The 11,135-nt window shown below is 60.5% G+C and carries 11 protein-coding genes; 7 read left to right on the top strand and 4 right to left on the bottom strand.

Features of this window, described 5'->3' with window-relative positions; translation table 11 throughout:
- Positions 1-165: 165 nt before the first annotated feature.
- Positions 166-663: a GNAT family N-acetyltransferase gene (locus tag ACLEJU_RS27145; RefSeq protein ID WP_435424862.1), complete on the top strand. Its 498-nt coding sequence runs from the start codon at positions 166-168 to the stop codon at positions 661-663.
- A 179-nt stretch (positions 664-842) separates the two neighbouring features.
- Complete coding sequence (locus ACLEJU_RS27140; protein ID WP_440776759.1) at positions 843-2,135, top strand: DUF4303 domain-containing protein; 1,293 nt, start codon at positions 843-845, stop codon at positions 2,133-2,135.
- Between the two features lie 148 nt (positions 2,136-2,283).
- On the opposite strand, the gene ACLEJU_RS27135 is transcribed toward ACLEJU_RS27140, so the two are convergent.
- A complete protein-coding gene (locus ACLEJU_RS27135; protein ID WP_435424864.1) occupies positions 2,284-3,195 on the bottom strand; it encodes a LysR family transcriptional regulator in 912 nt (303 codons plus the stop codon).
- Positions 3,196-3,377: 182 nt separating this feature from the next.
- Here ACLEJU_RS27135 and ACLEJU_RS27130 point away from each other — a divergent pair, with 182 nt between their 5' ends.
- The 5 genes from ACLEJU_RS27130 (at position 3,378) to ACLEJU_RS27110 (ending at position 8,436) form a co-directional block, all read left to right on the top strand.
- On the top strand, positions 3,378-4,433 hold the full coding sequence (locus ACLEJU_RS27130) for a tartrate dehydrogenase (RefSeq protein WP_435424865.1): 1,056 nt from the start codon (positions 3,378-3,380) through the stop codon (positions 4,431-4,433).
- A 97-nt stretch (positions 4,434-4,530) separates the two neighbouring features.
- Complete coding sequence (locus ACLEJU_RS27125; protein WP_435424866.1) at positions 4,531-5,877, top strand: dicarboxylate/amino acid:cation symporter; 1,347 nt, start codon at positions 4,531-4,533, stop codon at positions 5,875-5,877.
- A gap of 26 nt (positions 5,878-5,903) precedes the next feature.
- Positions 5,904-6,803 carry a L(+)-tartrate dehydratase subunit alpha gene (gene ttdA, locus ACLEJU_RS27120; protein WP_435424867.1) on the top strand — a complete coding sequence of 300 codons (900 nt, stop codon included), beginning with the start codon at positions 5,904-5,906 and terminating at the stop codon, positions 6,801-6,803.
- Positions 6,800-7,408 (top strand): L(+)-tartrate dehydratase subunit beta, encoded by a 609-nt coding sequence (gene ttdB / locus ACLEJU_RS27115; RefSeq protein ID WP_435424868.1) that lies wholly within the window; start codon positions 6,800-6,802, stop codon positions 7,406-7,408. The genes ttdA and ttdB overlap by 4 nt, the downstream gene beginning before the upstream one ends.
- Before the next feature lie 311 nt (positions 7,409-7,719).
- Positions 7,720-8,436, top strand: a complete 717-nt coding sequence (locus tag ACLEJU_RS27110; RefSeq protein WP_435424869.1) for a tellurite resistance TerB family protein — start codon at positions 7,720-7,722, stop codon at positions 8,434-8,436.
- A 42-nt stretch (positions 8,437-8,478) separates the two neighbouring features.
- Here ACLEJU_RS27110 and ACLEJU_RS27105 read toward each other — a convergent pair whose 3' ends face one another.
- The 3 genes from ACLEJU_RS27105 to ACLEJU_RS27095 form a co-directional block, all read right to left on the bottom strand.
- Positions 8,479-8,883, bottom strand: a complete 405-nt coding sequence (locus ACLEJU_RS27105) for a DUF6632 domain-containing protein (protein WP_435424870.1) — start codon at positions 8,881-8,883, stop codon at positions 8,479-8,481.
- Between the two features lie 71 nt (positions 8,884-8,954).
- Positions 8,955-9,479, bottom strand: coding sequence for a ProQ/FinO family protein (locus ACLEJU_RS27100; protein WP_435424871.1), 525 nt, complete (start codon positions 9,477-9,479; stop codon positions 8,955-8,957).
- Positions 9,480-9,692: 213 nt separating this feature from the next.
- On the bottom strand, positions 9,693-11,078 hold the full coding sequence (locus ACLEJU_RS27095; protein ID WP_435424872.1) for an MFS transporter: 1,386 nt from the start codon (positions 11,076-11,078) through the stop codon (positions 9,693-9,695).
- Between the last annotated feature and the right edge of the window lie 57 nt (positions 11,079-11,135).

Raw genomic sequence — 11,135 nt, 5'->3', positions numbered from 1 at the left:
CCCCCCCCCCCCCCCCCCCCCCCCCGCTCCCACAGGGATTGCGCCAACTTCAAGAAATTGAGCAAAGACAGTTGCTCACAAAGGAATAAAAGTGCCGTTGCGAAAGCGCCTCAAGGTGCCATAGGCTGCCTTTTTATGATTGGTGCTACTGACGCGAGTGAAGCGATGATCGAATCACAAGGATATGCAGGACTTTCCGGTCTGAAGTACCAGCCAGTCGGGCCCTCTGACGCAGAAATGATCTGCTCGAATCGCGAGCAAATGTTTCTTGAGGCGGGCGGGAATCCTGAAGAGCTGCGCGTGATGACTGAGCACTTTCGCCCATGGCTGGAGGAGCGGCTCGGTGATGGCCGGTATTACGGATTCAAACTCCTGGATGGCGACCAACCGGTCGCCGCCATTGGCCTGATGAGCATTGATTGGCCTCCCCATCCCGCGCACCCAACGCTGGACAAGCGTGGGTACGTGTTGAATGTTTACGTCCAGCCGGCCTACCGCCGCCGGGGCCTCGCTTCGGCCTTGATGCAGGCGGCTGACGCCGAGTTCGCTCGCCGGGGCATTACGTTCGCTGTGCTGCATGCCACCGAGACGGGCAAACCGGTGTATGCGCAAAGCGGTTGGGTTGGCACGGCGGAAATGGCCAAGTCCATTGCTTTGCAGTGACCATTTTCGATCCTTTGCGGACGCACACGCATGAACACCATAGAAATACTGTCTTTGTCTCCAGACGGTCGCTACCGGATGTGGCGATGGCACGCACATTGAATTAGCCAGCCTGGGAAGCCCCCTTTGAGGGTTTGCTCGATCTGCTCGGCTGAACTTACTTGTCAGCAAGGACCTGAATGATGAATTGGAAGGCCCTGGAACAGGCGCTGTTCGACGCCGCCAGACAGGCATTGCAAACGCTGCTCGATGAGGGGGGCAGCCCTTTGTACGCCGCAGCGTTTCATGCCAGCTACCGAGAAGAAGAGGCAGTTCTGTCGCTGCCCAGCTTTGCCGCAAACAGCCTGCAAGCACTGAGTGAAGACTACCCCGACGAGGAAGATGAAAGCTTCAGTTCAGTGAAGTGGAACCCGCCAGACTGGCGCTGGGATTGGGAAATCTGCGCAGGTGAGCCGTTCACGCGGCTTGATGATGAGCTACAAGCCCACGCCAATCGGCTTGGCCCACGCCAGTGGCAAGCGGCTGAGCAGCGTTTGATGGTCACCGTTTGCCGTGCCGCTAGGGCGCTCGGCCGCCATTTCGGCCAGCATCCTGGCGTGACGCCTGGCTTCGTGGTGATTTTTCATGACGTTGCTGGCTATATGCCCTTGGCCAAGCGCAGCATGACGCGCCAGCAGTTCGAGGATAATTTCCCTGTCGAACTGGCCATTGAAAACACCCTGCGCGAAGTCGGTGCCTTGCCGCTCGACGAGCAGGTCGCGTTCTACGTCAGCCGCTTGCATTGTTCGGATGGCATTTCGGGGGAAGACGCAGAGCGCTGGCTGATTGCCAACGGCCGCCCCGCCCAGGCAGCGCTTATCGAACTGCTCAACGGGCATAAAGAGCCTACCGCCGCCGCGCGCATTCTTGGGCTGGCTGGCATGGCTGATGAGCCCGCCATCCAGGCCCTGCGCCGACAGGTCATTGAGGCCTGTGAGCAGCCGACCCGCAACTGGTGCGCAAATGCCTTGGGTTACCTTGAGGATTTCGACTGGCTGATGCAGCAAGTGCCCGAGGTCGCTGTCGCGGGAATCTGCGCTAACTTTGACGGTTTCCGCTGGCGGGGCGTGCAGCCACCGGTGCTGAACTACACACCCGTTGAGCGCCTGCTTGATCAGCGTCCTGAGCTTCGGGCTGCTGTTGAAGAAGCCTTCGATGAGGTCTACGGTCAGATCGATACCACCACCGCCGATGTCAGCGAAGCCTTGCGCGGTTTGCTTTCACCTCACGTAGCCATTCGTCGTCATGCGGTGAGTGGATTGAATAACCGTGGCCTGTTGCCCGACGATGCGCTTCGAGCCATCGAGGCGCTACGCATGGCAACACAGGATAGCGATGAGCAGGTGCGGCGCGTCGCCGGTCTTGGCCTGGAAGCTATGAAACCCAGTTTGGCCAATCGTTCTGGCGAGGGTACTGCAAAAGTGATAATTTAGATTAATTCTCATTTGCATCCAGTTGACATCGTCTTCCTGTGAGACCGAGCGCCGCCCCCCGCGGCGCTCGATCTCATAGGCGCAAACGATGTCACGGTGAACGTTCGCAATGGGTCGATAGCTGTCGTACCCTTCACCAGCATTGCGCTCATTCGGCATCTTCAACATGATCAATCAGGGCGAAACGCTCGACCAGGAAGTCGATAAGGCTGCGGACCCTTGCTGACAGGTGCAGCTGCTGCGGGTAGACCGCATACACATCCGCCCGGGTTGGGGTTTCTTCCTCCAACACAAGGCGCAGCCGGCCGCTGCGCACATAACGGGCGATATCCCACTCGGCACGCATCAGTATCCCGTAACCTTCCAATGCCCAGTTCAGCGCCACCTCGCCGTCATTGCAGCCCAAAGCACCGCGGACCTTGATGTTCTGCGTGCGGCTGCCAGTGGTGAAACTCCATACGCCATAAGGCGTTTCATTCTGCCGAATGAAAATGCAATTGTGCTGCTGCAGGTCCGACAGGCGCGTGGGCGTGCCATGCTTCTCCAGGTACAGCGGTGACGCGCACAGCAGCCGGCGGTTGGAGGCGATCTTGCGGGCATGGAACGCCGCATCCGGCAGCGTGCCGAAGCGGATGCCGAGGTCAAAACCGTGCGCGGCCAGATCCAGCGGGTGGTCGGTGATCTCCAGCTGGATTTCCACTTCCGGGTAGCGGCTGAAGAATGCTGCCAGCGCCGGGCCGATATGCCGCCGACCGAAACCGAGGGAAGCATTCACGCGGATCAGGCCTTTGGGCGTCGCGCGGCTACTGACGACCATCTGCTCGATCTCATTGATTTGCGTGAGGATGCGCGCCGCGTGAGAAAAATACAGCTCACCCTCTGAGGTCAGGCTCATCGCGCGGGTCGTGCGGTTGACTAGGCGAACACCAAACCGCGCCTCCAGCGCTGCCAGCCGCTTGCTCACCGCCGGTGGGGTTACGCCAAGCTCGCGTGCCGTGGCCGCAAGGCTGCCCTGGGTGGCGAGCAGGTGGAAAAACGAAAGATCCAGTGTCTGGTTCATGCCTGGCTCGGGAGGGTGGCGGGGCCCAATAGCGTGGGCCCAGGCATTAGTAACTTCAAGTTATTTATGTAGTGATTTTGAGTGGCTTATTGCCTTTGGATTTCTACTTACACTCTGCTCACATCCTGTCCAATGGTGTGATCGACAGGGAAAACAAGAAAACCAAGAGAAGGTGCGTACTCATGAACACTTACAACATTGCAGCTGTCCCAGGTGACGGAATTGGCATTGAGGTGATTGCCGCTGGCGTCGAAGTACTGAAGGCCCTGTCGAAAAAGGCCGGGTTCGAAATCACCTTCACAGACTTCGACTGGAGCTCGGAGCAGTACCTGCAGACCGGCCACTACATCCCCGAGGGTGGGCTGGAAGCGTTGAAAACCTTCGACGCCATTTTTTTTGGTGCCGTGGGCGCCCTGAACGTGCCGGACCATATTTCCCTGTGGGGCCTGCGCCTTCCGATCTGCCAAGGGTTCGACCAGTACGCCAACGTGCGCCCGGCCCGCGTGTTGCCCGGTGTGAAAAGCCCGCTGCACAACGGCGACCAGATCGACTGGGTGGTGGTGCGTGAGAACTCGGAGGGTGAGTACTCAGGTAATGGAGGCCGGGTGCACCGCGGCCTGCCGGAAGAAGTGGCCACCGAGGTGTCGGTGTTTACCCGTGCCGGTGTCGAGCGCATCCACCGCTTTGCCTTCCAGCTGGCACAGAGCCGCCCTCGCAAGCACCTGACCCTGGTGACCAAGTCCAACGCCCAGCGTCATGGCATGGTGCTCTGGGACGAGATCTTCTACGAAGTCGCCAAGGAATTCCCGGATGTGCGGATCGACAAGGAACTGGTCGACGCCGTGACCACGCGCATGGTGCTCAAACCTTCCACCTTGGACGTGATTGTCGCCACCAACCTGCATGCCGACATCCTGTCCGACCTGGCCGCCGCTTTGTCGGGCAGCTTGGGCATCGCCCCCACCGCCAACCTCAACCCATCGCGCCAATTCCCTTCGATGTTCGAACCTATCCACGGGTCTGCCTTCGACATCACCGGCAAGGGCGTAGCCAACCCGGTCGCGACTTTCTGGACCGCAGCGCTGATGCTCGAACACCTCGGTGAAGCGCCTGCCGCCAGGCAATTGATGTCGGCCATCGAAGCCGTGACCGAGAGCGGCCTGCACACCCCGGACCTGGGTGGCACTGCGACTACCCGGCAAATCACAGATGCCGTCATCGAGCTGATCAATCGCTGATCGAGCAGTACCGAAAGCCAGACAAAGCGCCGAGGAGCGGATCGTTGATCCGTCTTCTAGGTAACGCCTGACAAGAATAAAAATTCAGGGTCCTGCCATGAAAAGAATTCTGCGAAAGCTGTACGTCCAGGTATTGATTGGTGTCGCTTGCGGCGTGCTGCTTGGTGTGTGCTGGCCGCACATCGGCACTGACCTCAAGCCGCTTGGCGATGCGTTCATCAAGCTGATCAAGATGGTGTTCGCCCCCATCATTTTCGCCACGGTGGTGCTGGGCATTGCCAGGATGGAGAACATGAAGGAGCTGGGACGTGTGGGTGCCCGAGCGCTCATCTACTTTGAAGTGCTTTCTACCTTCGCCCTGATCCTCGGCCTGCTGGTGGTCAATGTCGTCAAGCCTGGTGCTGGCATGAACGTCGATGCGGCGCACCTCGACGCCTCCAGCATCGCCACCTATACCTCGGCTGCGCAAAGTGGCGAAGGAATCACTGCGTTCCTGATGAAGATCATCCCGGCCAGTATTACCGATGCCTTTGCGCAGAACCAGATTCTGCCGATTCTTCTGTTTTCCACCTTGTTCGGTATTGCCCTGGCGCACCTGGGGCCGCGGGGCAAGCCCATGGTCGATGTGCTGGAGTCTTTCTCCCACGGCATGTTCCACATCGTCGGCATGATCATGCGCCTGGCCCCCTTGGCGGCCTTTGGCGCGATGGCCTTCACCATTGGCAAGTACGGTCTGGGCTCGATCGTGTCGCTGGGCAAGCTGGTGGCGACGATGTACGTGACCTGCTTCCTGTTCGTCGTGGTTGTGCTTGGTTTTATCGCTCGGCTGTCCGGATTCAGCCTGTGGAGGTTTCTCAGATACCTCAAGGAAGAGCTCTTCACCGTTCTGGGGACCAGTTCGTCAGAGTCGGTCGTGCCGCAACTGATGAACAAACTTGAAAAAGCCGGTGTGTCCAAGCCGGTAGTCGGCCTGGTGATTCCGTCCGGGCTGACGTTCAACCCCGATGGCCAGTGCATCTACTACACCATGGCCGCCATTTTCATCGCCCAGGCCACCAACACACCGCTGACGCTGATGGACCAATTGATCGTGCTGGGCGTGTTGTTGCTGACTTCCAAGGGCTCTGCGGGTGTCACCGGCTCAGGGTTCATCACGTTGGCTGCCACCCTGGCGACGATGGACAAGATTCCGGTAGCCGGCATGGTGCTGCTGCTCGGGGTGGATCGCTTCATGTCCGAAGCCCGCGCGATCACCAACACGATCGGCAATGCGGTTGGCACCTTGGCGATCGCCAAATGGGTCGGCGCACTGGATAAAAAACAGCTGGACCAGGCCCTGAGTGGGCAGTCGGCGCCAGCGCCGGAGGCGACTCGCCACGCGCCAGTTGGCTCGAATCGAACCGTACAAACACAAGTAGCGGGCGTTCTGAGCCCGCACGAATAACCTGGTGATGCTGAAAGGAGATAATCATGGATAAAGCCTCAGCCGTACTCTCGCTTACCGATACGATGGCGAAGTTCACCGCCTATATCGGCAAACGCCTGCCCACCGATGTGAAGAAAAAGACTGCGCAACTGCGCGCTGCGGAAACCAATCCGCTGGCCATTGCCGTCTACGATTCGATGGCCGACAACCAGGAATACGCCGACAAACTCGACCGCCCAAGCTGTCAGGATACCGGTGTGATCCAGTACTTCATTTCGGCGGGCGCGAGCTTCCCTTTGCTCAGCGAACTGGAAGGCATCCTTGAAAACGCCACCAAGGAAGCCACCATCAAAGGCCCGTTGCGCCACAACGCGGTAGAAACCTTCGTCGAGAAGAATACGGGGACCAACACCGGCTCGAAGATTCCGTGGCTGGATTGGGAAATTATCCCCAACGCGGACTACGCCATCGTGGATGTGTACATGGCCGGTGGCGGTTGCACGCTACCGGGCTCGGCCAAGGTGCTGATGCCCGGCCAAGGCTATGAAGGCGTCACCGAGTTCGTGTTTGACGTGATCACCTCACGGGGCATCAATGCCTGCCCGCCGCTTCTGGTGGGTGTTGGGGTGTCGACGTCGGTGGAAACCGCAGCGCGCCTGTCCAAGCGGGCCATCCTGCGCCCGGTGGACTCCAGCCACCCCAATGAAAGTGCGGCCCTGATGGAGCGACTGCTCGAAGAAGGCCTCAACGAGATTGGCATCGGCCCACAAGGCCTGACCGGCAACAGCAGCGTCATGGGCGTCAACATCGAATCGTCCGCTCGCCACCCTTCAACCATTGGCGTGGCCGTGTCCACAGGCTGCTGGGCGCACCGCCGCGGCAAGATCCGCATCAACGCCGACCTGTCTTATGACATCCTGTCCCACGAAGGAGTTGTTCTGTGAAAAAGATCCTCACCACCCCGATCAAGGACGAAGATCTTGCAGACCTCAACGTTGGTGATGTGGTTTACCTGACCGGGCAGCTGGTCACCTGTCGCGACGTGGCACATCGTCGCCTGATCGAACTCGACCGTGAACTGCCGGTAGACCTGCGCGGCGGGGCTATTTTTCATGCCGGCCCGATTGTGCGCAAGAATGACGATGGCAGCTTCGAGATGGTTTCCATTGGCCCGACCACCAGCATGCGGATGGAAAAATTCGAAAAGGCATTCATCGAAAGGACAGGCGTGAAGCTGATCGTCGGCAAGGGCGGCATGGGCCCGGAAACCACTACCGGGTGCCTGGAAAACAAGGCTGTGCATGCGGTGTTCCCCGGCGGTTGCGCGGTACTTGCCGCCACCCAGGTGGAAGCGATCGAGCGGGCCGAGTGGCAAGACCTGGGGATGCCAGAGACGCTTTGGGTCAATCGCGTGCGAGCGTTCGGCCCGTTGATTATCTCGATCGATACCAAGGGGAATAACCTGTTCGAGCAAAACAAGGTGCGCTTCAACGAACGCAAAGGCTCGGTAATCGAAAAGATCAACGCACAGGTGCGCTTTATCAAATGATCGCGTAGTGCGGCCAAGGCGCACACCTGACGTCGGGGCCGCGATGCGGCACCGACATCTCCAGCCAGCGCAGAGGCGGCACGCCGTAGGTGCGAGTGAAATGTGGTTTTGCTTTTCGTTCCATGAACAGGCTTGCCGCCATTGCGCAATGTTGGATGCGGATGGTCCATCCTATTTCGGATTTGCGCGGGCACCCAATTCATTTCCGCTCGATGCCCGCCATGGGCCGTCAGCCAGACGGTCATGGCGCTTCGCCTTCAGGGGACTATCGTTGCTTGTCTGGGCAACGACTACCGATCGAGGTGAGCGCCATGAACACCAGTGACTTACTCGAACAGCTACTTCGCGCCGGGCAGAATTCGCAAGCGCAACAAGGCAGCGGCGGCCTGTCAGCGCAAGGCGGCCTGGGTGGTTTGCTGGGTGGTCTGCTTGGTGGGGGCAGTGCAACGGGTGGCGGCAATGGCCTGGGTGGTCTGCTGGGCGGCCTGTTGGGTGGCGGTGGTGGCAGCAGCGCCGGCGGCTCTGCCCAAGGCCGCGCCGCCGGCGGCATCAATTACGCGGCCCTGGCGTCGTTGGGCATGACGGCATTCCAAGCCTATCAGAGCTGGCAGCGCAGCCAGGCGGCAGCCCCGCAGCAGGCGGTGCGTACGGTCGATCAATTGTCCGGCCCCGAGGCCGAGGACCACAGCCATGCGATCCTGCGCGCGCTGATTGCCGCCGCCAAGGCAGATGGGCGCATCGACGAGCAGGAAGAACAACTGATCTATGCGGAAATCAAACGCCAGACCGACGACCCGCAACTGCAGCAATGGCTGGATGATGAGGTCAGCAAGCCACTCGATGCTGCCGAAGTGGCGCGGTCGGCCAAGGACCCGGCCATGGCTGCGGAAATGTACCTGGCCAGCGTGATGCTGGTGGATGACCAGCAGGATGCAGAGCGGGCTTACCTGGATGAACTGGCCAGCGCGCTGCAGATCGACCCGACGTTGCAGGTGCGCCTGGAGCAGCAGGCCAAGGGGGCCGTCTGACGGGCTGAGACGCCGTATGGACGCTGCTCCTGAGCCCCGGTTTCAGTGCCCACTGTGTGTCGGGGGCCGAGCGGCCCATCTGGAGCGGGGCGTCAAGATGGCCAAGGCGATTGCCACGATGAAGAGCGCAGGCACGTCACCTGCCAGGTGCCCCATCTGCCCCGGCTGGGCGATGGCCTGGACAGCCATGATTGCGCCATGTACGGCGCTGGACCACACGGTGAACCAGATCAAGCTCAGGTTGGCCAATGGATCACGCGCGGCCAGGATCAGGAACACGCCGAGCACGGCGTAGATGCCAACGATCATCATCGGGTAGTCGGAGTGGCCAATGTGCCAGGCCCAGCCGGACGGCCAGAACAGCATGAGGGGATAGAGAGCAAGGCACGCGAGGCCAGCCAGGACTAGAACGACGCGCAAATACCTGAGGCGATCGACCAAGATCATGACGGGCTCCTCTGGATAGGCCAGGCCCTGCACCCTCCCTCTGGAGGCTGCAGGGCCAAGCATGACTGGACTCAGTCTGCAGTCTGCTCCACTGCGGTCTCGGCGACTGGGGCCGGGGCGGCCGCCTTTGCCTTCGCACGGTCCTTACGGCTTTTGCCGCGCTGCCGCGAAGCTTGCTGCTTGGCGTACAGCGCCTGGCCGGCGGTAACGACGCCTGCGGGCTGGCCATTCAGGTCCAGGCGCGGTGCGTTCTCCACCATGCTTGCCCAGTAGCGGTTGCCCCGGCACCAGGTCGAGATGCCCAGCTTCAGCTGTTCACTGGTGATGCCCAGCAGCTCCAGGTGTTGCTCAGCATCCTTGAAGATGCCCTCTTTGAGCGGGACCTTGGGGGCCGGGTTTACCGGGAAGGCCAACGGGAAATGCTTCTGCAATGGCCAGATCGCTTCCACAGCCGGGTCCTGCTCGCGAGCCTTGGCCTGCGGAGCGGGTTTGCGCTTGGCGGGCTTCGGGCTGTCGGCCTTCGGGCTATCAGCCTTTGCCTGCGCTTTTTCAGACCGCAGGCGGTCACGTAACTCAGCTAGTTGTTCAAAACCCATCGTTAATTCACTGCTTCTACGTTGATTGCGTGGCGCAAGGATAAGCCATGCAGCGCTTGGGAGCAGCAGAAAGAGGATGAATTGCTGCTGATTTAGTCACCAGGCATGGTCAGACGCCCTTTCAAGCGCCACCCCGCAAGCAGCTGACGACCCATGCGATGCTCCTCAACGGCAAGTGAGTGGCCCATTGAATGGCATCTGGTTCAGCGCCGCTCAGGCCACCTTCAGTTCCAGTTGCCCGTGGGTCTCGGCGCCCGAGCGCTTCAGCATCGCGGCAGGTATCGCCAGGATCAGCAGGCCGCTGACGAACAAGCACACGCCCAATACATAGGTGCCGTCGTTGATGTCACCGGTCAGGCTCTCTGCCGTGGCCGTGATCATCGAGCCGGTGAAGCCCGACAGGTTGCCGATGGCGTTGATCATTCCGATGCCCGCTGCTGCCGCGACGCCGGACAACACCGTGCCTGGCAGTGTCCAGAAGATTGGCATCAGGCTCAGCACACCCGACGCCGCTACCGTCAGGAACAGGATCGACAGCACCACGTCATGGGCGAACGCGGCGCTGAGGATCAGGCCGCAGCCACCGATGAATGCCGGGATCGCAGCATGCCAGCGACGCTCGCCGGTGCGGTTGGAGTGGCGCGCATTCAGGAACATGGCAACGACGGCCACACTGTAGGGAATGGCGGTCAGCAAGCCTATCTCCAGGGTGCTGGTCACGCCCGCGCTCTTGATGATCGACGGCATCCAGAAGGCCAGGCCATAGAAACCCGTGTTGAAGGTCAGCAGTATCAGCACCAGCAGCCACACCCGCGGGTTGAAGAACACATCCCCCAGGCGCGAGACCTTGCCGTCCGCTTCCTGTTGCAGGTTGGCCTTGAGCAGCTGCTTTTGCGCATCCGTGAGCCAGGTGGCCTTGTCGATGTTGTCGCACAGGCAAGTGAACACCACCACGGCCATGATCACCGAAGGCACGCCTTCGATCAGCAGCATCCACTGCCAGCCCGCCATGTCCTGCCAGCCATCCAGGCGGGTCATCAGCCAGCCCGACAGCACGCCACCCAGGGTGAGGCTGACCGGCATCGCCATCAGAAAGCCCGACATGACCCGGCTCTGCCGGTGGGTCGGGAACCAGTAGTTGAGGTAGAGGATCACGCCGGGGAAGAAACCGGCCTCGCAGATGCCCAGCAAGAAGCGCAGCACGTAGAACATGGTGCTGGATTCGAGGTGGAAGAACGCGGCCAGTGGCTGGGTGAACGCCACCGCCATCGAGATGATTGCCCAGCTCAGCATGATTCGCGCGATCCAGAAGCGCGCGCCATAGCGATGCAGCAGCAGGTTGCTGGGCACCTCGAACAGGAAGTAGCCCCAGAAGAACACACTGGCGCCAAGGGCATAGACGGTGTTGCTGAACTGCAGGTCGTCGAGCATGCTCAGCTTGGCAAAGCCGATATTGACCCGGTCAAGGTAGGCGGCGATGTAGCACAGCAACAGGATCGGCAGGATGCGCAGGATGACCTTGCGGTAGGTTCGGTCTTCGAACGCCTGATCGTGGGTGGGGGCGACAGATGGATGAGCCATGGCCAAGCCTCTTGGCATGTCGTGCATGCCTGATTGTTGTTATTGGAAGCCCCAGGGTGCCAGCGCACCGAGGGG

This window comes from Pseudomonas sp. SMN11, from assembly GCF_052041945.1.
Classification (GTDB): domain Bacteria; phylum Pseudomonadota; class Gammaproteobacteria; order Pseudomonadales; family Pseudomonadaceae; genus Aquipseudomonas.
Note: the sequence above shows the minus strand (reverse complement) of the source record. Positions and strands in the feature narration are given on the sequence as shown.